The organism is Tardiphaga sp. GW822-FHT04G09 (genome assembly GCF_058800725.1).
Window position 1 is genome coordinate 94,070 of sequence record NZ_JBXAMO010000004.1, and the last position, 22,468, is coordinate 116,537.

The 22,468-nt window shown below is 62.1% G+C and carries 24 protein-coding genes; 4 read left to right on the forward strand and 20 right to left on the reverse strand.

Translation table 11 applies throughout. The features are described from left to right. Nucleotides 1-26 precede the first annotated feature (26 nt). Nucleotides 27-632, forward strand: coding sequence for a glutathione S-transferase family protein (locus AC1RLZ_RS09575; RefSeq protein WP_493188457.1), 606 nt, complete (start codon nucleotides 27-29; stop codon nucleotides 630-632). Between the two features lie 6 nt (nucleotides 633-638). Here AC1RLZ_RS09575 and fabI read toward each other — a convergent pair whose 3' ends face one another. The 3 genes from fabI to fabA form a co-directional block, all read right to left on the reverse strand. After that, nucleotides 639-1,445 carry an enoyl-ACP reductase FabI gene (gene fabI / locus AC1RLZ_RS09580; protein WP_493188458.1) on the reverse strand — a complete coding sequence of 269 codons (807 nt, stop codon included), beginning with the start codon at nucleotides 1,443-1,445 and terminating at the stop codon, nucleotides 639-641. Between the two features lie 212 nt (nucleotides 1,446-1,657). Then, entirely contained in the window at nucleotides 1,658-2,884 is a 1,227-nt protein-coding gene (gene fabB / locus AC1RLZ_RS09585; protein WP_493188459.1) for a beta-ketoacyl-ACP synthase I, read from the reverse strand. A gap of 82 nt (nucleotides 2,885-2,966) precedes the next feature. Then, the gene (gene fabA, locus AC1RLZ_RS09590) at nucleotides 2,967-3,506 is read right to left on the reverse strand and encodes a 3-hydroxyacyl-[acyl-carrier-protein] dehydratase FabA (RefSeq protein ID WP_493188460.1); all 540 of its coding nucleotides are present in this window, start codon (nucleotides 3,504-3,506) and stop codon (nucleotides 2,967-2,969) included. Between the two features lie 328 nt (nucleotides 3,507-3,834). Here fabA and irrA point away from each other — a divergent pair, with 328 nt between their 5' ends. Further along, nucleotides 3,835-4,302 carry an iron response transcriptional regulator IrrA gene (gene irrA / locus AC1RLZ_RS09595; RefSeq protein WP_371420422.1) on the forward strand — a complete coding sequence of 156 codons (468 nt, stop codon included), beginning with the start codon at nucleotides 3,835-3,837 and terminating at the stop codon, nucleotides 4,300-4,302. A 23-nt stretch (nucleotides 4,303-4,325) separates the two neighbouring features. Here irrA and AC1RLZ_RS09600 read toward each other — a convergent pair whose 3' ends face one another. Continuing rightward, on the reverse strand, nucleotides 4,326-5,078 hold the full coding sequence (locus AC1RLZ_RS09600; RefSeq protein ID WP_493188461.1) for an SGNH/GDSL hydrolase family protein: 753 nt from the start codon (nucleotides 5,076-5,078) through the stop codon (nucleotides 4,326-4,328). 41 nt (nucleotides 5,079-5,119) lie between these two features. Further along, complete coding sequence (locus AC1RLZ_RS09605) at nucleotides 5,120-5,647, reverse strand: SH3 domain-containing protein (protein WP_371420400.1); 528 nt, start codon at nucleotides 5,645-5,647, stop codon at nucleotides 5,120-5,122. A 224-nt stretch (nucleotides 5,648-5,871) separates the two neighbouring features. Here AC1RLZ_RS09605 and AC1RLZ_RS09610 point away from each other — a divergent pair, with 224 nt between their 5' ends. Continuing rightward, entirely contained in the window at nucleotides 5,872-6,873 is a 1,002-nt protein-coding gene (locus AC1RLZ_RS09610) for a 2-hydroxyacid dehydrogenase (protein ID WP_493188462.1), read from the forward strand. Between the two features lie 74 nt (nucleotides 6,874-6,947). Here the strand turns inward: AC1RLZ_RS09610 and AC1RLZ_RS09615 are convergent, their stop codons facing one another. The 15 genes from AC1RLZ_RS09615 to murJ form a co-directional block, all read right to left on the reverse strand. Next, the gene (locus AC1RLZ_RS09615) at nucleotides 6,948-7,703 is read right to left on the reverse strand and encodes a tRNA (guanine(46)-N(7))-methyltransferase TrmB (RefSeq protein WP_493188681.1); all 756 of its coding nucleotides are present in this window, start codon (nucleotides 7,701-7,703) and stop codon (nucleotides 6,948-6,950) included. Between the two features lie 77 nt (nucleotides 7,704-7,780). Continuing rightward, nucleotides 7,781-8,197 (reverse strand): helix-turn-helix domain-containing protein, encoded by a 417-nt coding sequence (locus AC1RLZ_RS09620; RefSeq protein WP_068730045.1) that lies wholly within the window; start codon nucleotides 8,195-8,197, stop codon nucleotides 7,781-7,783. Nucleotides 8,198-8,463: 266 nt separating this feature from the next. Next, nucleotides 8,464-10,068, reverse strand: coding sequence for an apolipoprotein N-acyltransferase (lnt, locus tag AC1RLZ_RS09625; RefSeq protein ID WP_493188463.1), 1,605 nt, complete (start codon nucleotides 10,066-10,068; stop codon nucleotides 8,464-8,466). Further along, nucleotides 10,065-11,180, reverse strand: coding sequence for a hemolysin family protein (locus AC1RLZ_RS09630; RefSeq protein ID WP_493188464.1), 1,116 nt, complete (start codon nucleotides 11,178-11,180; stop codon nucleotides 10,065-10,067). Before AC1RLZ_RS09630 ends, lnt begins: the two co-directional genes overlap by 4 nt. A 1-nt stretch (nucleotide 11,181) precedes the next feature. After that, nucleotides 11,182-11,694 carry an rRNA maturation RNase YbeY gene (gene ybeY, locus AC1RLZ_RS09635; RefSeq protein WP_493188465.1) on the reverse strand — a complete coding sequence of 171 codons (513 nt, stop codon included), beginning with the start codon at nucleotides 11,692-11,694 and terminating at the stop codon, nucleotides 11,182-11,184. 65 nt (nucleotides 11,695-11,759) lie between these two features. After that, the gene (locus AC1RLZ_RS09640) at nucleotides 11,760-12,815 is read right to left on the reverse strand and encodes a PhoH family protein (protein WP_493188466.1); all 1,056 of its coding nucleotides are present in this window, start codon (nucleotides 12,813-12,815) and stop codon (nucleotides 11,760-11,762) included. Between the two features lie 4 nt (nucleotides 12,816-12,819). Then, nucleotides 12,820-14,253 (reverse strand): tRNA (N6-isopentenyl adenosine(37)-C2)-methylthiotransferase MiaB, encoded by a 1,434-nt coding sequence (gene miaB / locus AC1RLZ_RS09645; RefSeq protein WP_493188467.1) that lies wholly within the window; start codon nucleotides 14,251-14,253, stop codon nucleotides 12,820-12,822. A 121-nt stretch (nucleotides 14,254-14,374) separates the two neighbouring features. Then, on the reverse strand, nucleotides 14,375-15,064 hold the full coding sequence (locus tag AC1RLZ_RS09650; protein WP_493188468.1) for an HAD family hydrolase: 690 nt from the start codon (nucleotides 15,062-15,064) through the stop codon (nucleotides 14,375-14,377). A gap of 137 nt (nucleotides 15,065-15,201) precedes the next feature. Further along, nucleotides 15,202-15,651 (reverse strand): Fur family transcriptional regulator, encoded by a 450-nt coding sequence (locus AC1RLZ_RS09655; protein ID WP_371420392.1) that lies wholly within the window; start codon nucleotides 15,649-15,651, stop codon nucleotides 15,202-15,204. Nucleotides 15,652-15,693: 42 nt separating this feature from the next. Next, entirely contained in the window at nucleotides 15,694-16,179 is a 486-nt protein-coding gene (rimI, locus tag AC1RLZ_RS09660; protein ID WP_493188682.1) for a ribosomal protein S18-alanine N-acetyltransferase, read from the reverse strand. Then, entirely contained in the window at nucleotides 16,179-16,874 is a 696-nt protein-coding gene (gene tsaB / locus AC1RLZ_RS09665) for a tRNA (adenosine(37)-N6)-threonylcarbamoyltransferase complex dimerization subunit type 1 TsaB (RefSeq protein WP_493188469.1), read from the reverse strand. Before tsaB ends, rimI begins: the two co-directional genes overlap by 1 nt. A gap of 227 nt (nucleotides 16,875-17,101) precedes the next feature. Then, nucleotides 17,102-17,671 (reverse strand): NifU family protein, encoded by a 570-nt coding sequence (locus tag AC1RLZ_RS09670; RefSeq protein WP_493188470.1) that lies wholly within the window; start codon nucleotides 17,669-17,671, stop codon nucleotides 17,102-17,104. Nucleotides 17,672-17,924: 253 nt separating this feature from the next. Then, on the reverse strand, nucleotides 17,925-18,419 hold the full coding sequence (locus AC1RLZ_RS09675; protein WP_371420389.1) for a universal stress protein: 495 nt from the start codon (nucleotides 18,417-18,419) through the stop codon (nucleotides 17,925-17,927). Between the two features lie 157 nt (nucleotides 18,420-18,576). Further along, nucleotides 18,577-19,629, reverse strand: coding sequence for a tryptophan--tRNA ligase (trpS, locus tag AC1RLZ_RS09680; protein WP_371420388.1), 1,053 nt, complete (start codon nucleotides 19,627-19,629; stop codon nucleotides 18,577-18,579). A gap of 87 nt (nucleotides 19,630-19,716) precedes the next feature. Further along, nucleotides 19,717-21,270: a murein biosynthesis integral membrane protein MurJ gene (murJ, locus tag AC1RLZ_RS09685; protein WP_493188471.1), complete on the reverse strand. Its 1,554-nt coding sequence runs from the start codon at nucleotides 21,268-21,270 to the stop codon at nucleotides 19,717-19,719. Nucleotides 21,271-21,430: 160 nt separating this feature from the next. On the opposite strand from murJ, the gene AC1RLZ_RS09690 reads away from it, so the two are divergent. Next, nucleotides 21,431-22,432, forward strand: a complete 1,002-nt coding sequence (locus tag AC1RLZ_RS09690; RefSeq protein WP_493188472.1) for an adenosine kinase — start codon at nucleotides 21,431-21,433, stop codon at nucleotides 22,430-22,432. Nucleotides 22,433-22,468 lie beyond the last annotated feature (36 nt).

Below are 22,468 nucleotides of genomic sequence, written 5' to 3' on the forward strand. Positions count from 1 at the left end.
ATAATTCTGCCTAGGGAGAATTTGCGATGATGAAGCTCTACTGGTCGCCACGTTCGCGCTCGTTTACCGCATTGTGGCTGATGGAAGAGACGGGCGTCAGCTATGAGCGTGTGCTGACCGACATCACCACCGGTGCGCAGCGCACGCTGGAATTCCTGACGGTCAATCCGATGGGGAAGGTACCGGCGCTGCAGGACGGCGAAGCGACCATGGCGGAAGCTGCCGCGATCTGCACTTACGTGGCTGAGCGTTACCCGGAAGCCAGGCTGGCGCCGCCGGTCGGTGACCCGCATCGTGCAAAATATCTCTATTGGCTGTTCTTCGCGCCGAGCTGTATCGAACCGGCAATCGCGCAGATCGCAACCAAGATGGAATTGAGTTCGGTGGCGGCCGGCTGGGGCGACGCACAACGCGTTTTCGATGTGCTCGAAGCGGCGCTGGAAACCGGCCCCTGGATTCTCGGCGAGAAGTTTTCCGCAGCCGATATCGCCATCGGCTCCGGACTGAATTTTGCGGTACGCACCTTCAAGATGGTGCCGTCGCGCCCGGCTTTCGATCGTTACCTCGATCGCTGCAGTGCGCGTCCGGCATTCCAGCGCGCGATGGAATTCGCATCGGGGGAGAAGACTTAAGGCGAATTACTCGCCTGCGTCTGCCTTCAAAGCGTCCGGATGCGGCATCGAGATGATGTTGTAGCCGGAGTCCACAAAATGCGTTTCGCCGGTGACACCGCCGGACAGCTCGGACAACAGATACAGCGCGGTGCCGCCGAGTTCATCGAGGGTGACGCCGCGGCCGAGGGGCGAATGCTTCTGCTGGAACGCGAACATCGCGCGGGAATCGCCGATGCCAGAGCCGGCAAGCGTGCGCACAGGGCCGGCCGACACCGCGTTGACGCGAATGCCCTGGCGGCCGAAGTCTGACGCGAGATAGCGCACCGAGGCTTCGAGCGCGGCCTTGGCAACACCCATGACATTGTAGTTCGGCATCACGCGGGTCGAGCCGCCGAAGGTCAGCGTGATCATTGCGCTGCCGGGCTTCATGATCTCCGCAGCGCGCTTGGCGACTTCGGTGAAGGAGAAGCACGAGATCACCATGGTGCGCGAGAAGTTCGCGCGCGTGGTGTCGGCGTAGCGGCCCTTGAGTTCATTCTTGTCGGAGAAGCCGATGGCGTGCACCAGAAAATCCAGCCCGCCCCACTTTTCCTTGATTGCTGCGAAGGTCGCATCGACGCTGGCGATATCCTCGACGTCGCAGGGCAGGATCAGGCCGGCGTCGAGCGATTCCGCCAGCGGCTTGACCCGCTTGCCGAGCGCATCGCCCTGATAGGTGAAAGCCAGTTCAGCACCCTGCGCATGCAGTGCCTTGGCGATTCCCCAAGCGATCGAATGATCATTGGCCACGCCCATGATCAGTCCGCGCTTACCCTGCATCAGTCCTTGCATATCGATCTAGCTCCAATGGTGCTCTGCCGCTGCGGCGAACGCAGTAAGCCCCCTCGCCCCGCGCTTGCGGGGAGAGGAGTAGGGTGGGGGCGCTTTCAATCCGCGAATATCATTGATGAGGTGATTGGGTGCCCTGCCCCTCACCCGCCGCCAGGAAGCGGCGACCTCTCCCGCCTAGCGAAGCTTCGCTTTGCCGGGAGAGCTTAAAAAGTTCACGCATCCATCCGTTTGAACACCAGCGTCGCGTTGGTGCCGCCGAAGCCGAACGAGTTCGACAGCACGGTGCCGACCTTCACATTGTCGACGCGCTTGCGCACGATCGGCATGTCGGCGAACACCGGATCGAGTTCGGTGATGTTGCCGCTCTCGCAGATAAAACCGTTCTGCATCATGAGCAGTGAGTAGATCGCTTCCTGCACGCCGGTGGCGCCGAGCGAATGGCCGGTCAGGGCCTTGGTCGCCGAAATCGGCGGGCACTTCTCGCCGGTGCCGAATACGTTGCGGATCGCCTGCATTTCCGGAGGATCGCCGGCGGGCGTCGAGGTCGCATGTGGGTTGATGTAGTCGATCTTGATGCCGCCGGTGGTGGCCAGCGCCATCTTCATGCAACGCTCTGCGCCTTCGCCGGATGGAGCGACCATGTCGTAGCCGTCCGAGGTGGCGCCGTAGCCGATGATTTCGCCGTAGATCTTGGCGCCGCGTGCTTTCGCGTGTTCGAGTTCTTCGACGACGACAACGCCCGCACCGCCGGCGATGACGAAGCCGTCACGGCTGACGTCATAGGGGCGCGAGGCGGTCGATGGCGTGTCGTTATACTTCGATGACATTGCGCCCATGGCGTCGAACAGCACCGAGAGCGACCAGTCAAGCTCTTCGCAGCCGCCGGCAAACACGACGTCCTGCTTGCCCCACTGGATCATCTCATAGGCATTGCCGATGCAATGGTTCGAGGTCGCGCAGGCCGACGAGATCGAATAGTTCACGCCCTTGATCTTGAACCAGGTGGCGAGCGTCGCGGAGGCTGTCGAGGACATCGCCTTCGGCACCGCGAACGGACCAACGCGCTTCGGACCCTTCGTTCGCGTGATGTCCGCGGCTTCGACGATGGTGCGTGCGGAAGGTCCGCCCGAGCCCATGATGATGCCGGTGCGCTCGTTCGAGATGTCCGACTCTTCGAGGCCGGAGTCCTGGATCGCCTGCTCCATGGCGATGTGATTCCATGCGGCGCCTTCGCCGAGAAAGCGCATCGCGCGGCGGTCGATCACATCGGCCGGATTGATGGTCGGTGCGCCTTGCACCTGCGAACGGAAACCGAGCTCTGCGTATTTGTCGGCGCGTGTGATGCCCGACTTTGCCTCATGGAGGCTCGCAAGCACTTCCTGAGTGTTGTTTCCGATAGATGAGACAATGCCCATCCCCGTGACGACAACCCGCCTCATGATCGCCTCGCCCTTTGAACTACGTTGTTGTGGAACTGACGGTCGCCCCCTCGGAGACCGCCGTTGAATAGCACCCGGTAGATCACGTTCCCGGCTGCAATGCGGCAGGTGCTTCCTGCTTGAACAGGCCGACCTTCAGGTCCTTGGCGCGATAGATAATCTCGCCATCGGCCGAAAGCGAGCCATCGGCAATCCCCAACCACAATTTTGAACGCATCACGCGTTTGATATCGATGGTGTACACGACCTTCTTGATGTTCGGGAGAACCTGGCCGGAAAACTTCAGGTCGCCGAGGCCGAGCGCGCGGCCGGGGCCGATGCCGCCGGACCAGCCCAGAAAGAATCCGACCATCTGCCACATGGCATCGAGACCGAGACAGCCCGGCATCACCGGGTCACCCTTGAAGTGACAGGCGAAGAACCAGAGATCCGATGTGACGTCGAGTTCGGCGCGCACGAGACCTTTTCCGAATTCGCCGCCATTGGCCGTGATCTCGGTGATACGATCGAACATCAACATTGGCGGCAGCGGTAATTGTGCGTTCCCGGGCCCGAACAGCTCGCCGCGGCCGCAGGCCAGCAGGTCTTCATATGCGTAGCTGTTGCGTTGTTCCTGGATCATGCCGGCTTTCTGGGTCCATTGATGGTCGTGGCAACCCCGGAGTGGAGTCGCCACATATAGAATTGTTCCAAATGTCGCGGGAACTTGCCCGGTTGGGCGCTCTCTATCATAGGCTTATGAGGTGGCAAAGCGGGGGATCGCCCGCTTTTGGCGGGTTATTGACCATGTTGCGATGCACTGCATAAGCATCCCTTCTGATGCATGGCTCCTAGTTGCGAAAACCTTGCATCTGAGGCCTCGACTTTCTATAATAGAAGCTAATTCAGTGTTCTTTTTGAGTGTAAACGGCAGGATTACTGACGTGGATATGAGCGACAGCATTTCAGTTATGGATGACGCAGCTGCGGTTGCGGAAATCAATCATGGCCGTCAGCCGGCTTTGACTGGTTGCCCGTGGCATGACGTCAACGAGATGCTGCAGTCGGTCGGCCTGCGTCCCACCCGTCAGCGCATGGCGCTGGGTTGGCTGCTGTTCGGCAAGGGCGCGCGTCATCTCACCGCGGAAATGCTTTACGAGGAAGCAACCCTCGCCAAGGTGCCGGTGTCGCTGGCAACCGTCTACAATACGCTCAATCAGCTCACGGATTCCGGCCTGCTCCGTCAGGTCAGCGTCGATGGTACCAAGACCTATTTCGATACCAACGTGACCTCGCATCACCACTACTATCTCGAGAACAACCACGAGCTGGTCGATATTCCGGACCAGAACCTCGTGCTGACCAAGATGCCGGAAGTCCCCGAGGGCTTCGAGATCAGCCGCATCGATATGGTCGTTCGTCTGCGCAAGAAGCGCTAACGGCTTCATCCAAAATTCTGAAGTTATTTGCGCCGCCGCACCGTTTTCGGCGGCGTTTGTACGCCAGTTGCAGCCGTCGTCATGATAGCGCGGGCGAGGGCGCGGCCGGTGCATTCGTAGCCGGCTGCGGAATTGTGCAGTCCGTCCCAGGCGGTCAGCGCACCCATGGAGAGCCCTGCGTCCATTGCACGGCGCATCAGCTCGAAGCGCGAGAACAGCGGCACGCGTTCCTGCCGGGCGGCGTCAGCTATGCTTCTCTGCATCTTGGAATATTGCGATGCGAGAATCACCGGCGCGTATTGCTGATCCATCAGGATCACGTCGGCGCCATCAGCCTTAAGCAGCCGGATACCTTCGGTGATCCTGCCGGTCAGGCCGTCCGGGCTTTGCAGCCAGGTCACGTCATTGGTGCCGATCTGCCAGATCACGAGATCCGGGCGATGCGCCAGCACATCGCGGTCAAATCGCGCGATATTGCCGGGAATCGTGTCGGCGTTCCGCCCGCTATTGACGACATCCAGCCGCAGGTCCGGTTTCAGGCGCTTAAGCTCGCTCAGCAGTCTGCCGGGATAGGTCATGGCGGGATCGGACTGCCACAGGCCGAGCGTCGAGGACGAGCCTATGGCGACGATCTTGAGCGGGCCATTGGCTTTCAGCGCAGCCGCGGTGCGCGGAAGGGTCGCATCACCAGACAGCCGTTGATCCACCGCCAGGCAGGTTTCCGTGGCGGATTGCGCGTGAGCCGGGCTGGACCATGACAGCGCTGCAACGGCCATCACTGCGCCGGCGCAGGCCAGGTTCTTGATGCGGGATGCGCTCAGTTCACCTTCTCGTCGGCATAGACGCCCCATAGCCGCTGCTGTTCGATCCAGCCGTCGAAGCCGTTGCCAATCACCCGGCACCAGCCATTGTTGCAGCGCTTCACCTGCGCCACCACGCCGGCCTGCAGCCGCGCTGCGACGGCGCTGGTGGCATCAGGATTGTCATAAATTGAGGCGAGCTCGTCCTTGGATTTCATGGTCACGACCGCGGTACGGCGGCCGGACAGCAGCGAATGATAGACCCAGCCCTCGGCGCCCTCGGAATCGCGCACACGGCGCCAGTTCTCGTATTCGGCGGTGATCTCCACCGGCAGGCCGGAGCGGGTATAGACCCAGGCGACATCATTGTCCTTGGTGGGGCCGGCGCGGACATTGACGTGATCCGACTTGAGGCTGACGTAGCGCGGCACCGGCAGCCCGCTGGCGCCCAGCGGCGTGTCCTTGGCGGCCAGAACCGGATCAATGGCCGCAACGATCAGGGTAACCGCCGTCAACACCGCATACGCAAACCGCCGGAACGCCATCAACCCCACCTCAACCCATTCCAAAGAACGCAACTGTCGCCGCGCCGCACGCGCCTGTTGGGTTCTTGTTTTGGCTTGGTCTTCTGCTAGAGAGGACCCAAGGCCAAGGCACCTAAAAGGGTGTCGGGGAACCCGAGGAAACGGTGAATTCGCGGCTGCGGCAGTTTCGAACAACCGGGTTAATGCGGACTGAACGGATTAGCCAAAGCGCGAGTGAGCAGGACATGTCGGTCAAGAAAAAGCCTCTCGTCATCGTCACGCGCAAGCTGCCGGATTCCGTCGAGACCCGCATGCGCGAATTGTTCGACGCGCGCATCAATGTCGACGACATACCTCTGACGCCGGAGCAACTGGCCGAAGCGACCCGTACCGCCGATGTGCTGGTGCCCACCGTCACCGACGAAATCACCAAGGAACTGCTCGAGCATCCCGACTGCAAGCTCAAGCTGATCGCCAATTTCGGCAACGGCGTCGACAATATCGACGTCGTCGCCGCCCACGCCCGCGGCATCACCGTCACCAACACGCCGAAGGTGCTCACCGAGGACACCGCCGACATGACCATGTCGATGATCCTCGCGGTGCCGCGCCGGCTCATCGAGGGCGCCTCGATTCTCACCGAGGGCAAGGACTGGCAAGGCTGGTCGCCGACCTGGATGCTGGGCAAGCGGCTCGGCGGCAAGCGGCTCGGCATCATCGGCATGGGGCGCATCGGCCAGGCCGTGGCGCGCCGCGCCCGCGCCTTCGGGCTGCAGATCCACTATCACAACCGCAAACCCGTGGCGCCGAAGATCGCCGAAGAACTCGGCGCGACCTATTGGGATTCGCTCGACCAGATGCTGGCGCGCATGGACATCATCTCGGTGAACTGCCCGCATACGCCGGCAACGTTCCACCTGTTGTCAGCACGCCGCCTCAAGCTGATCCGCAAGGACGCCTATATCGTCAATACCGCGCGCGGCGAGGTGATTGACGAAGAGACGATGATCAAGCTGATCGAGTCCGGCGACATCGCGGGTGCCGCGCTCGACGTGTTCGAACATGAGCCCGCAGTGAGTCCGAAGCTGGTGCGGCTCGCGCGCGCGGGCAAGGTGGTATTGTTGCCGCATATGGGTTCGGCGACCATCGAAGGCCGTGTCGAGATGGGCGAGAAGGTCATCATCAACATCCGCGCCTTCCTCGACAATCACAAGCCGCCGGATCGTGTGCTTCCGAACATGCTGTGAGTCTTCGTCGTCCGTAGCCGGATGGAGGGCTCCTCATAGGACGGGCAAAGTGCAGCGCGCCCTACCTGCGGCTTCTAGCTTTTTCGAAAAATCAAATACGCCGCGATGCGGCCCTCACGCGTGGCTTTGCGGCCATAGCGCGTCATGGTGTAGTTCGGCCATGGCAAACGCCAGTCGTCAGCGCGCTCTGCGGTCCAGACGAAATCCGGCGACCGTGACACATGCCAAAGCGTCCACGCGACGTAATCCGGAATGTCATGCACAAAACGAAATTCGCCTGACGGTTTCAGCACGCGCGCCATCGCAGCCAGTGTCGCATCCTGCACGAAGCGGCGCTTCCAGTGACGCTTCTTCGGCCACGGATCCGGATGGATCAGGTCGATGCGTGACAGCGATTGCGCCGGCGCCCATGTGAGAAGTTCAGCGGCATCGCCGGCGACGAGGCGAATATTGCCGATGTTCTGCGCTTCGATCTGCGTCAGAATCTTCGCCATGCCGTTGATATAGGGCTCGCAGCCGATGAAGCCGATATGCGGATGCGCCAGCGCTTCAGCAACCAGATGCTCGCCGCCGCCGAAGCCGATCTCCAGACGTACGGTCTCGACTTCAGTACTGAACAATGTGCGGATATCGTCTGGCGCCGGATGGGCGATGTCGACCGTGAGTGCCGGCAACAGCGTCGCCATCAGGTCGGCCTGATGGTCGCGCAGCTTGTGGCCCTTGCGGCGCCCGAAGAACGAGCCGGCGTAATGGCCGCTCTCGGCAGGCGTGGACGCACCCGCATCAGCGGGGGCGTCGTGATTATTGGTGCTGGAACTGGCTGTGGTCATCGCGCGCGAGTGATACAGCCGAAACGCCATTGGCGCCATCAGGCGCGACGACGAATTTCCGTTGAAATACCGTGATTCTAGCGTTGATCCGGGGCTTCGCGCGAAGCGATCTGCTCGACCAGGTCGACAATGCTGCGGCGGAGCTTGGCATCGGTGATGCGCGTGAACGCGCGGGTCAGAGCGAGGCCTTCGGAGGTGGCGAGGAAGTCGGAGACATAGGCAGGCGAGGACGCTTCAGCGAAGCCTTCGCCGTTATGGATCGCGCCGGGGCCGCCTTCGAACAGGAACGAGACGGGGACCTGCAGGATTTCCGAAATCTGCTGCAGCCGGCTGGCGCCGACGCGGTTGGTGCCCTTCTCGTATTTCTGAACTTGCTGAAACGTCAGACCGAGGGCTTCGCCCAGCTTTTCCTGACTCATGCCGAGCATAATGCGCCGCATGCGCACACGGCTGCCGACATATTTGTCAACAGGATTGGGCGCTTTCGTCGACATCTCAATTACTCCTGGATCACATCAAGGGAGACGGATCATGCGTGGCAATCCGTCATTTAGGGCGGCTTCGGTTGTAACCAAAGGTATCCTGGGGATTATAACAACCGCACAAATTTTCCTAAGCGGAAAATTTAAGCCACGACGCTCAAATTCTCAGTATTTGAGAAATAAAGCTTACAAAGCTAGCTTAAAAAGCAATCACATCGAGAGGGTTGTTCGGTAGGCGGCGAAAGCTAGCTCGCAAACTATATCAAATGCTTCAAGCATCAAGCTAGTGGCGTGCGCCGCCGAACGGCGAAAATGATCGCCAGCGCGACAAACATCGCGGCCGGAATATCGCCGATTTTCGAGTAGACCGTCGGCGAAATGGCCGCTGGCAACCCCGAATCCAGCACGCCTTCGACACCGAGATCGAGCCGCGCGATCAGCCGGCCGACAGGGTCGACCACGACGGAAATTCCGGTATTCGCAGCGCGAACCAGTGGCAGGCCTTCCTCGATGGCGCGGACGCGGCTTTGCTGCAGGTGCTGATAGGGGCCTGTGGAAATCCCGAACCAGCCATCATTGGTGAGATTGACGATCCAGCCCGGCCGATCGTTACGCGTGGTGATGTCGTCCGGGAAAACCGCCTCGTAGCAGATCAGCGGCAGCATGCGCGGCGCGCCCGGAATGTCCATCGGCTTGCGACGGGTGCCGGGAATGAAGCCACCATGGACTTTGGTCAATTGCTGGAAGCCGATCTTCTCCATGAAGCTCTGGAACGGCAGATACTCGCCGAACGGCACCAGATGAAGTTTGTCGTAGGTCGAAAGAATGCTGCCGTCGTGGTCGATCACATAGATCGAATTATAGGCCTGCGTGATGCGTACGCCGAGCGGCGCATCGGGCGGGCGCACGGCGCCGGTGACCAGCACGGTGCCCTTTGGCAGCAGGTTGGCAATCTGCGCCATCGCATCGGGTTCGCGGGACAGGAAGAACGGGAATGCCGATTCCGGCCAGATCAGGATATTGGCTGCGCCGACGCCTGAATTCTGCGGACCGGTCGCGCGGTCCGACAGCGCAAGATATCTGCTCATGACATCCGCCTTGGCGGAATAGTTGAAGCGCGTGTCCTGCGACAGGTTCGGCTGCATGATGCGCAGCTTCACATCGGCGACGAACTGCGTCGGTGTGCGCGACAGCCGGGCCGTGCCATAGGCTCCCATCACGACGAGCAGCACCAGTGCAAGCGCTGGCGCCAGCCACGGCCGCTGCGTGCGCGCGCGTGCGTCGATCAGCACCGCAGGCGATGCAAAGATCGCCACGGTGACAAATGTCAGTCCCCACAGGCCAATCAGCGATGCGCTCTGCGCCAGCGCGAGCGGTTCGGTGAGTGCGTAGCCGAAGGCATTCCAGGGAAAGCCCGTCAGCACATGGCCGCGCAGCCATTCGCCAATCGTCAGGCTGGCGGCGAGCGCGAGGATGCGGCTGGCATCCTTGGTCCAGAGCAGGCGGGCCAGCGCGAAACCGATCGCGGTAAACAGCGCGAGATAGGCCGGGAGGCCGCCGATCGCGGCAGGCAGCAACCATGCAAAGGTCTGTGCGTCGACGAGGAAGGCGTAGCCGATCCAGTACAGACCCGGCACGAAATAGCCGAAGCCGAACCACCAGCCCGCTATGGCGGCGGCGGGAATGCCGCGCATCTTGCCGGCCGCAGCGCCGTCGATCAGCCAGACCACGACGGGGAAGGTGAGAAACAGTACCGGCCACGCGTTGAACGGCGCCATCGCCAGCGACGACACAGCGCCCGCCAGCAGGGCGATACCTGCGCGTTTCCAACCCCATGCGAGAATGATGCTGAGTGCGACAGAGCGCAGGCTGCGTGATGTCACGGTGTACCCGCGCTGTCGCCTGACGGAGGCGTATTCAGATTGTCATTGGACGGGGCCGTGCCAGGCTCCGGCGGTGCGTCGCGGCGTCGCGGTTCGCGGGCGCGCGGCGCAGGCCGCTCCTTGCGGGGGCCGACGCGCAGTCGTTTGACGCGGCGCGGATCGGCATCGAGCACTTCAATCTCGAAATTGCCGGGGCCGGAGATCACTTCGCCGCGGACGGGCAAGCGGCCGACATGGGTGACGAGATAGCCGCCGAGTGTCTCGACTTCCTCGCCGTCCTCGCCGGTCTCGAATTCCTCACCGATCATGGCGCGCACATCATCAAGGCTGGCGCGTGCATCGGCGATGAAGCTATCGCCCTGCCTGACGATGGACGGCGGTTCGTCGCTGTCATGTTCGTCATCGATCTCGCCGACGATCTGCTCAACGATGTCCTCGATGGAAACGAGGCCGTCGGTGCCGCCATATTCGTCGACGACGAGTGCCAGATGGATGCGTGCCGCCTGCATCTGCGCGAGCAGATCGATAGCGCGCATCGATGGCGGCACGTAAAGCAGCTTGCGGATGATGCCGGTCTCAACGACGGTTTGCGCAAGATCGACAGAGCGAAGGTCGAGGCCTGCGGGTAGCACCTTCTTGCGCTTGGCCTTGGATGGCACCTCGATGCGTGCACGTGCGGTCATGTAGGCCAGCAGGTCGCGGATGTGGACGATGCCGACGGGATCGTCGAGGGTTTCGTTGAAGACGACGAGGCGCGAATGGGCTGCGCTCTCGAACAGGCCCATGAGTTCGCCGAGCGAGATGTCCTGCTTCACCGCGACGATATCGGCACGATGTATCATAACATCGGCGATGCGGCGCTCGTTGAGGCCGAGAATGTTGCGCAACATCGTGCGCTCGATGGCGGAGAAGCCGGTCTCGTCCGGCGCGGAGGCGTCGAGCACGACTTGCAGGTCGGCGCGCACGGAGCCTGGCTTCCAGCCGAACAGCGAGCGGATCGCGCGGGTCAGCCAGGTCTCCGACGTCGGGCGCATGACCTCGCCGTCGTGAACCACCGCAGGCAGGTTGCTTGAGGTCTTTGAATGATCGCTTCTAGTGTCGCCGTCCGGCATCTCAGGTCACCCGATCCTGATCTGCATAGGGGTCCGGGATTCCCAGCGTCGCCAGGATCTCGCGTTCCAGCGCTTCCATCTCTTCGGCTTCATCGTCCTTCTCATGGTCGTAGCCGACCAGATGCAGGAAGCCGTGAATGGCGAGATGGCTGAGATGGTTGGCGAAAGTCTTGTCTTCCTCGTCAGCCTCGCGGCGCGTGGTCTCGTAGGCGATCGCAATGTCGCCGAGCATGCGCGGCATGTCGTCGGGCTCGTTTGCGCCTTCCGGTGGCTGCAGCGCCGGGAATGACAGGACATTGGTCGGTTTGTCGATGCCGCGCCAGTTCTGGTTCAGGGTGCGAATGCCGGCGTCGTCGGTGAGCATGATGGCGAGTTCGGCGTCGGCCGTATCGGTATCGACCATGGCGGCGGCGGCTTCGATGGCGCGGTGAATCACGGCGTCGGCATCGGCCTCCGCGGACCAGCAATCGGCGACAACAAGAACCTCTGTCGCGGGAGATGAATAGGTCGGCATCGGTATCGAACTTCTTTCGCGAACGGACCCGATCCCGGCTCCGTCGTCAGCGTATGAGTGTGTCATCAGGTCTTGGCGGCAGCCGCCTTCTGCGGCGTTCCTTCGTAAGCAGCAACGATGCGAGCCACGAGTTCATGGCGGACCACGTCTTCGCCGGTGAATTTCACCTGCGAGATGCCCTGCACGCCGTCGAGCAGACGCGCGGCCTCGGCAAGACCCGAGGTCTGGCCGTTGGGCAAATCGACCTGCGAGGGATCGCCGGTGATGATCATGCGGCTGTTTTCGCCGAGGCGCGTAAGAAACATCTTCATCTGCATCGATGTGGTGTTCTGCGCTTCGTCGAGGATGATCGCGGCATTGGTCAGCGTGCGGCCGCGCATGAATGCGAGCGGTGCGATTTCGATTTCGCCGGTCTGCAACGCGCGCTCGACAATGCGCCCGTCCATCAGGTCATACAGTGCGTCGTAGATCGGGCGCAGATAGGGATCCACCTTCTCGCGCATGTCGCCGGGTAGAAAGCCGAGACGTTCGCCGGCTTCCACTGCGGGGCGCGACAGGATGATGCGATCAACTTCCTTGCGTTCGAAAAGCATCGCGGCCTGAGCGACCGCGAGCCAGGTCTTGCCGGTGCCGGCGGGCCCGATGCCGAAAACCAACTCGTTGCTTCTCAGTGCGCGAATATAGGCATCCTGCGTCGCGGTGCGGGCACGCACCGGACGCTTGCGCAGATTGATGGTGTCGAAATTCGAGGCCGCCGTCTTCGAGCCCTTGGGGTCGAACGGGAACAGCGTGCCTTGTGCCAGCGTAGCGCGGATCGTGCCCTCGACATCGCCGGGGGCAAGATCCTGGCCCTGCACGGCTTGCGCATAGAGTGTTTCGAGCACACGCCGGGCTGCATCGCAGGCGTCGCGGGTGCCGGTGAGGGTGATGTGGTTGCCACGGGAGTCGACGACGACATTCAGTCGGCGTTCGATGATCGCGAGGTTCTGCCCGTAGGGGCCGACCAGCGAGGAGGCCGCCCGGTTGTCATCAAAGTCGATGACGACCTGCGTCTCGGCCTGCGGTGGAGTATCGAGTTTGCGAACAGCGAGCGTAGACGAATCCGATGCGCTTTTGGCCAAGAATTCAAGCTCCCGTGACGGTGTGAGAACGGACTGGCTGCAACACTGGTGGTACTGGAGAATGAGCAACTGGAGGTGATGTGAGCGGATCTCTCGCAAGCGAGCCGAGCAGGCTGTAGCGCTCGAGGCTTTCAATCGTGACCGGAAGCACCTGGCCGATGATGTCGTCAGAGGCCATCACATGGGTCGGCTGCAGGTAAGCGGTGCGGCCGACGATCTGGCCGGGATTGCGCGCCTTGCGTTCGAACAGCACATCCACAGTGCGTCCAATCGTGGCCGCGTTGAAGGCCGATTGCTGGCTGTCGATCAGGTTCTGAAGCCTCACCAATCGCTCGTCCATGTCAGCCTGTGACACCGTCTCCTGCAAATCCGCGGCCGGCGTTCCCGGACGCGGCGAATACTTGAACGAATATGCGCCAGCGTATCCGATTTGTGTGACGAGCGCGAGCGTGGCCGCAAAATCTTCCTCGGTCTCGCCCGGGAAGCCCACGATGAAATCGGAAGTAAAAGCAATGTCTTGCCGCGCGTCGCGAAAACGGTCGATGACGCGGCGATAATCTTCGGCTGTATGTTTCCGGTTCATGGCCGCCAGAATGCGGTCCGAGCCCGACTGCACGGGGAGATGCACGAAGGGCATCAGCTCCGGCAAATCGCGATGCGCTGCTATCAGCGTATCCTCGACGTCGCGGGGATGGCTGGTCGAATAGCGCAGCCGGTCGATGCCGGAAATCTCGGCGAGGCGATAGAGCAGCGTGCCCAGCGCCCACGGGCGGCCGTCGGGACCCTCGCCATGATAGCCGTTGACGTTCTGGCCGATCAGCGTGATCTCGCGCACGCCGTTGTCGGCAAGCCGCTGCACGTCGTCGATGATTTTCGCGACCGGGCGTGAAACCTCGGAGCCGCGGGTGTAGGGCACCACGCAGAAGGTGCAGAACTTGTCGCAGCCTTCCTGCACGGTGACGAAGGAGGAAATGCCACGGGCGCGAATCGCTGCCGGCTTCGGCGGCGGCAGGAAGCTGAACTTGTCCTCGACGGGAAATTCCGTGTCCAGCGCGCGGCCGCCGGCTTTCGCCTGTTTCAGCAGCGCGGGCAGGTTGTGATAGCTCTGCGGCCCGACCACGACATCGACCACCGGCGCGCGGCGAATGATCTCGTTGCCCTCGGCCTGCGCAACGCAGCCGGCGACGACCACGTTCATCGTGCGTCCGGCCTGCGCGGCATCGGCCTTGGCGACGCGCAGCTTGCCGAGCTCCGAATAGACCTTCTCGGAGGCCTTCTCGCGGATGTGGCAGGTGTTGAGAATCACCAGATCCGCGTCGTCGGCGCTGGCCGTCTCGACGAAGCCTTCCGGCGCCAGCGTGTCCACCATGCGCTGGGCATCGTAGACGTTCATCTGGCAGCCGTAGGATTTGATATGCAGCTTACGCGGCGCGGTCATGGAACCTGCAAGGTTTGGGAACCTGAATGGGCTGGAAAATGCGCTTGCTGCGCAGCGCTCAATTATAGACTAATGCCCGGAAAATCCAGCGTTTCTGCAAAATATAAGTGCTTGCAATGGCTTAGGCCAGGCCGACGGGTTCGCCAGCCCGTGCGCCCAAGGTCACGAGGCCCGGGAGCTGCCGCATATCGTCGAAGACGAGATGGGCGCCAGCGGCCGTCAGGGCTGCTGCGGTGGCCGGGCTGCAGTGGCCGCCGCCGTGATAGCCGAACACGGTCATGCCGGCGGCGATGCCCGCCGTAACGCCGGGAATACTGTCCTCGATCACCACGCAGCGCTGCGGCACGACATTCATCTGCGCGGCAGCAAACAGAAAGAGATCGGGCTGCGGCTTGCCGCGCTCGACCTGCAGGGCTGAAAACAGATGCGGATCGAAACGGTCGAGCAGCCCGGTGGTGGTGAGGCTGCTGCGAATGCGCGTCGGCGTGCCCGAGGATGCCACGCAAATCGGGTGTGACAATATCGCGAGCGTCTCGGCGATATGCGGGATCGGCTGCAACTTCGCGCCAAACACCTCGTCGATCGTGGCTTTCAGCGTCGTGGTATAGTCATCGGGCAGAACGCGGCCGAGCTCGGTCTCGATTTCCCGGCGGGCTTCGCGCGCGGACCGGCCGAGGAAACGCTCATGCACCTGAGCGGCGGTGATGGGATAACCGAATTGCGTCAGCACATCCGCGTGGACGACGCAGGCGAGGGACTCGCTGTCGACGAGCACACCGTCACAATCAAAGATGACGAGATCGAAACTCATAGTTTACCGAAAACTCTTCCGTCATTGCGAGGAGCACTTGCGACAAAGCAATCCGGACTTTCCTTGCTGAAACAAAGAACTGGATTGTCGCGTCGCTTCGTTCCCCGCAACGCCGGGGAGGGAGCGGCGGCAGGCGTTCAGGACTTGTTGTCCTCATCGAGGGGCACGCAGTACAGCTCCAGCCGGTGGTCGACCAGCTTGTAACCGAGCTTCGCAGCGACTTCAGCCTGCAATTTCTCGATTTCTTCAGACGTGAATTCGATGACGGTGCCGTCACGCAAGTTGATCAGATGGTCGTGATGGCTGTCGCGCATCGTCTCGTAACGCGCGCGACCTTCGCGAAAATCGTGACGCTCGATGATGCCGGCGTCTTCGAACAGCTTCACTGTGCGATATACCGTCGAGATCGAGATCTTGTCATCCACCGCAACGCAGCGGCGATACAGTTCTTCGACATCGGGATGATCGTCGGCTTCCGCCAGAACGCGCGCAATCACGCGGCGCTGTTCCGTCATGCGCATGCCGGTCGCGGCGCAGCGCGCCTCGATACCAGCAGACTTCATTGCAGATGATTTCAGTGCAGTCATGATCCGGGTCCCATCGTGGCTTCTTTTGCCACTCCGCAGGCGTCAGGACAAGTCGCGCCGCATCACCAGCGCGTTCAATTCCACTCCATCCGCTTCCTTGTAGTAGCGCTCCCGGCGCCCCGCGACTGCGAAGCCGGTTCTGTCATAGAGTCGCCGCGCCGGTTGATTGTTTTCCTCAACTTCGAGGAAAACCGTACGGACGCCGCGACCGGCCAGATGGCCGAGATGGGTAAGGAACAGGTCGCGTGACAGGCCGCGGCCGCGATAAGCGGGCGATACGGCGATGGACAGAATCTCGGCCTCGTCGGCTGCGATTCGCGATACGGCGAAACCGATGAGGTGGCCGCGCAGTTTCAGCCGATGCACGAGGGTGTTTTGTTCGCGCAGCATCTGTTCGAACTCCCCGGCACCCCAGCCGCGATGGAAGGACGCCGCATGCAACTGCGCGAGTTGTCGCGCGTCGCGCAATGTCGCGGGCTCGACCACAGCATCACCGCGTCCGAACAGGCGCGACCACCAGGCCGGCATCATGATGCGGCTAATGCGGCCTGCTGCATCAGGCTGCTTTGCGGCTTCGCGTCGGGCGCGCGCAGATAATAGGGACGCGCCAGTGCGGTCTCCGGATTCACAGCCGCACCGAGCCATGCCACCCATGAGATTTCGGGAGCAGGTTGCATATCGACGCGCAGCGGCGTCGGCGCATCGGACGGCCAGCGCGCCGCCAGGATCTCTGCGGCATTGCCGACCAGATACGGTGCGCCGAACTGTGCGGCCTCAAGGGCCTCCTCGATGGGAATGACGCCTGGCCGCACCAGCGAGGTGCCGTTACCACTGACGACCTGGAAATAGACATGGTCATGCCGGGCGTCGATGGCGGCAATGACCGGTGCGTCCATGTTCTCACTGACGACGGGCGCTGCATAGGCCGTCAGCGTGGTGATGCCGACCACCGGCTTGCTCGCTGCCAGGCCAATACCGCGCGCCGCCGACAGGCCGACGCGCAGGCCGGTGAAGCTGCCAGGGCCAGTGGTGACGGCAATGCGGTCGAGGTCGGCGAAGGCGATACCAGAGCCCGCCATGACGCGCCCGAGCAACGGCATCAGCGCCTCGGCATGACCGCGCTTCATCGGAATGGACTCATGCGCAATGAGCTTGCTGGTGCGGGTATCGAGGATGCCTGCGGCGCAGGCGTCGAGGGCGGTATCAATGGCAAGGATCAGCATAAAGGAGACGCTACCACGGCTTGCGAGGCGGAGACCAGCGGCGCGACCGCTGAGTGTAGTTCATTCGTAGTTATAAGACGCCTCATATCCGGCCAACGCGCGAGGCGCGGCTCCGCGAGGTGTGCGGGCATCTACGTCTTGGCTGCAGTAAAAACGTAGATGGCCGGGACAAGCCCGGCCATGACGAGTTCTAACGATTGATTGCGGTTGTTCCTGTGGGACAACCCTTACATCGGACGGACTTCGACCACTTCCGGCACGAAGTGCTTCAGCAGGTTCTGGATGCCGTGCTGCAGGGTTGCCGTCGATGACGGGCAGCCCGCGCAAGAACCCTTCATGTTGAGATAGACGATGCCGTCCTTGAAGCCGCGGAAGGTGATGTCGCCGCCGTCATTGGCCACGGCCGGGCGCACGCGGGTCTCGATCAGGTCCTTGATGGTATCGACGGTCTCGGCATCGGCCTCATTGAAGAATTCGGCTTCGTCGTCGGAGATCACGTCGCCCTTCACGCTGCCGTCGGCCATTAATGGCGCACCGGACATGTAGTGCTCCATAATGGCGCCGAGGATTGCCGGCTTGAGGTGCTGCCAGTCGCTGTCATCCTTGGTCACGGTGACGAAATCGGAGCCGTAGAACACGCTGGTGACGCCCTTCACGGCGAACAGCTTTTCGGCCAGCGGCGAGCGCGTGGCGGCCTCCGGAGAGGTAAATTCCATGGTGCCGCTGTCCAGTACGTCGCGGCCAGGAATGAACTTCAGGGTGGCGGGATTGGGGGTAGCTTCGGTCTGGATGAACATCGGTCTCTCCTGCGTCGCCGGTTCAAGGCCGGCGCGTGGGTGTCCCCTAGCAGATGGCGACGGAAAACGCACGGTCAAGGGATGAAATAGGGCTGAAGTCTCATTCTTGGATCAGACCTCATCCCAGCCTGAACGCAGTTGCGTTCGGGCGAGAGGAGCGGCCTCCTGGCCGCGTCTCGAAGGATGTGCCCCCGATCATGGTTCGAGACGGCACCAAGAGGCGCCTCCTCACCATGAGGTTCGACGTTTGGCCCTAGGACAACGCGTCGATATCCAGGTCGGTCATGGCGCCGGATACGATGGTCACCGGCACCGGGAACGAGCCGACCAGCTTGGCCATCATGGTGACGATCGGACCGGGGCCCTCCGCACCGGCGGATGCGGCCAGCACCAGCATGGCGATGTCGACGTCCTTGTCGATCACGTCGAGAATCTGCTCGGTGGGGTCGCCTTCGCGGATCACCCGCTCCGGCGTGATCGCGGCGATGCCGTTGGCACGGCCCGCCGCGCGGTCCAGTGCGGCATTGGCGCCTTCTTCGGCTTCCGCTTTCATGACATCGGCTACGCCCAGCCATTGCTGGTTACGGTCTTCGGTGTCGATGATGCGCAGCATCACCACGCCGCCACCGACACGGACGGCCCAGCGGCTCGCATAGTACACAGCGCGGTCCCACTCCTCGCTGTCATCGACGACAACAAGGCATTTCGGCTTGTGGCCGCTCTCGTAGCTTCGTCGTTGGGTGCTCATGCATGTCCCGATGCTGTGGCGCGTCTGAGGCGCCAGAATGTGAGCGGCTTGGCAATCGCGGCATGCTGCCACGGCGCAACCGCGTTCGACAAGACGCGACGCAAGGAGCACTTGCGTCGCGTCGATTGTGGCAGAGACAAGGAATATGAAAGCGAAATTACCGCTTGTGGATGAAGCCGATGATGTCCTTCACGGACTTGATGGTTTCGGCGGCAATAACGCCGGCGCGTTCACCGCCATCGGCCAGAACCTGATCGACATAGGTCAGATCGGATGTCGTCAGCCGCTTCATCTCGCCGGCGATAGGTGACAGTTTTTCGACAGCGAGATCGACGAGGCTCGATTTGAAGCCCGAAAACTGCGCGCCGCCGAATTCTGTGAGAATGTCAGCCTTCGACCGGTTGGACAGTGCAGCGTAGATGCCGACGAGATTGTCGGCTTCCGGACGCGGCTCCAGACCCTTCTCTTCCGACGGCAACGGTTCCGGATCGGTCTTCGCCTTGCGGATCTTCTGCGCGATGGTGTCCGCATCGTCGGTGAGGTTGATGCGCGAATTATCCGACGCGTCCGACTTCGACATCTTCTTGGTACCGTCGCGCAGGCTCATCACCCGCGTCGCCGGGCCGGTGATGACAGGCTCCGGCATCGGGAAGTAGGGGCCCTCGTGGCCCTGTGCGGCAATGGACTCGGAGAAATCGTTGTTGAACTTCTGCGAGATGTCGCGGCACAGTTCGAGATGCTGCTTCTGGTCCTCGCCGACCGGCACATGCGTGGCGCGATACAGCAGGATGTCCGCGGCCATCAGCACCGGATAGTCGTAGAGACCCACGGACGCGTTTTCGCGGTCCTTGCCGGCCTTCTCCTTGAACTGGGTCATGCGATTCAACCAGCCGAGGCGGGCGACGCAGTTGAAGATCCAGGCCAGTTCGGCGTGGCCGGAGACCTGGCTCTGGTTGAAGATGATTTGCTTCTTCGGATCGATGCCCGAGGCGATAAAGGCCGCAGTCACTTCGCGGGTGTTGCGACGCAGTTCATCCGGGCCGCCCCAGACGGAGATCGGTACGGTGACGGCATGCATATCAACCACGCAGTAGATGCAGTTATGCGTCTCCTGCAGTTTGACGAAATTCACGATCGCGCCGAGATAGTTGCCGAGGTGCAGATTGCCCGTCGGCTGGACGCCCGAAAAGACCCGTTGGGTAAAAGCCATAACCAAGTTCCTGTGCGCCCGTGGTGGAATGCGGGCAAGGGGCGTGACTTGCCATAGGCGCCGGGCGGCGTCCATTGCCAATCTGCCCTAGCCGGCCGCCGGCGATCGCTTGAGGGCACCGCGGATCTCGGCCCAGCGTACGGTGCCGGTCAGGGTGAGCATCGCTCCGTAGATGGCAAGTCCGCAAGCGATCAGCAGGGCGAGTAGCGCCAGCCGGGCGAGGCCATGCGCTTGCGCGATCCAGGGCAAGGCGAGCTGCGCGGCCAGCCACAGCAGCCCGCCCATGGCCAGCGACGACACGACAATGATCGGCAGCCGGCGTCTTGCATCATGGTCGAGTGAGAAGCCGAACGCTGCTGCGCTTCGGGCCGTCAGGAAGATTGCACTGCTCCATGCCGCCAGAGCGATCGCGGCGGCGATGCCGCTCGCACCGAATGACGTATTCAGAACCAGCGCGGAGATGATCGCGACGACCAGACCGATGAGCGTCGCCAGCAGCGGTGTCATCGTGTCCTCGCGGGCGAAAAAGGCGGGCGACAAGGCTTTCACAAGCACATGAGCGGGCAAGCCCAACGCAAGCCATATCAATGCACTCGCCGTGGAGATCGTATCGGTCGAACTGAACGCGCCATGTTGAAACAGAAACTGCACGATGAGATGGCTCAGCACCATCAGTCCAAGTGTTGCAGGTAGTGCAAGGCCGACTGCGAGTTCAAGCCCGCGCGATTCCGCCTGCGCGATCGCCGCGTGATCGTCTGATCGCACGGCACGCGTCAATGCGGGTATCAGCACCATGCCCATGGCCGTGCCGACGATGCCGAGCGGAAGCTCGATCAGGCGGTTCGCGAAATACAGCCACGACACCGCGGCCGGCGTTGTCGATGCGATGATGGCGCCGGTGACGACGAGAAGCTGTGGCGCGGAACTCGCGAGCATGCCAGGCAGCGCCTTGCGGAAGAAGCCGCGCATCTCACCGTCGAGGGACAATCGCAAGGGCGTCGCAAGATTGCCGCTGGACTGCCGCAAGATCAGCATCAGCAACTGCAGCAGCCCGGCGATGCCAACGGCGGCCGATATGGCCATAGCGGCAGTGTCTGGCTCCTGCCGCCACACCAGCAGTAGTGCCATCACGGCGATCAGAGCAATGTTGAACAGCAGCGGTGAAAACGCGGTCAATGCGAAGCGCTGTTGCGCATTCAGAAGTCCCATCATGACAGTGACGGGGCCCGCGAAGGCCAGATAGGGCAGCATCAAGCGCGCATTGTCGACGGCGAGCTGCAGCGTCGGCTGAGCGACGAAACCGGGAGCCAGCAATGCGATCACGACCGGCATCGCAAGGCCGATCAGGATCGTTGCGACGATCAGGGCTGCGCTGATGGTGCCGAGCACGCGACCCGCAAAGGCCGCGGCTGCGATGGCGCCCTGCGTTGTCTGGATACGCAGCCAGGCCGGGACCAGCGCGGCGTTCAGTGCGCCCTCGGTGAGCAGCCGCCGGATCACATTGACCAATTGAAACGCGACCAGAAAAGCATCCGCGATCGGACCCGCGCCGAGCAGCGCAGCCACCATTGCGTCGCGGGCAAAACCCAGCAGCCGCGACGCCAAAGTACCCGTGGAAATGGTCAGGATGGAACGGATCATAGAACCATCGTAAGGGGCTGTCCTTGCTGGCGCGGGGCAGAACGTGATAGTCGCTGCAGCCATCACACAGGCCTTCACCGACGGCTTAATCTGGGCGACAGCGAGACGAGTTGAAACGGATTTTCATCGTCATCGCAATTGCCGCAACGGGATATTCTTAATGACTTCAGCAAAATATGACGTGCTCGGAATCGGCAATGCGATTTTCGACGTGCTGGTGCAGGCCGATGACAAGTTTCTCGCCGCGCATGAAATGACCAAGGGCGGCATGGCGCTGATCGACGAGGCCCGCGCCGCGGCGATCTACAAAGCGATGGGCCCTGCCACCGAAATGTCCGGCGGTTCGGCCGCCAATACCATCGTCGGCCTCGCCAGTCTCGGCGCCCGCACGGCCTATGTCGGCAAGGTCAAGGACGATCAGATCGGCGCGCTCTATACCCACGACATCCGTGCCGCCGGCGTCGCATTCGACACCAAGGCGGCCACCGGCGGTCCGGCCACCGGCTGTTCCTACATCCTGGTGACGCCCGATGGTGAGCGCACGATGAACACCTATCTCGGTGCTGCGCAGGATCTGACGCCAGATGATATCGACGCCGCTGCGGTTGCAGCGTCTTCGATCGTCTATCTCGAAGGCTATCTGTGGGATCCCGTCAGCGCCAAGGAAGCGTTCGTGAAGGCCTCGAAGATCGCGCATGACGCCAAGCGCCAGGTTGCGCTGACGCTATCGGATGCATTCTGCGTCGGCCGTTATCGTGCCGAGTTTCTCGACCTGATGCGGTCCGGCACTGTCGATCTGATCTTCGCGAACGAGGCCGAATTGACCTCGCTCTACGAGACCGCGGATTTCGATGCGGCGCTCAAGCAGCTCGGCAAGGACATCAAGCTCGGCATTGTGACGCGCAGCGAGAAGGGGTGTGTGGTGACATCCGGCGATGGCGTCGTTGCGGTGCCGGCCCACAAGATCGAGAAGCTCGTCGATACCACAGGCGCTGGCGATCTGTTCGCGGCAGGCTTCCTGTTCGGCCTGGTGCGCAATGCCGGCTACGAGAATGCCGGCAAGCTCGGCGCCATGGCCGCCGCCGAAGTCATCCAGCATATCGGCGCGCGTCCGCAGGTGTCGCTGAAGGACCTGGCTGGCAAGAACGGGTTGCCGGTTTAAGGGTGTTATTCCCTCCCCTCGCGGGGAGGGAAAGGC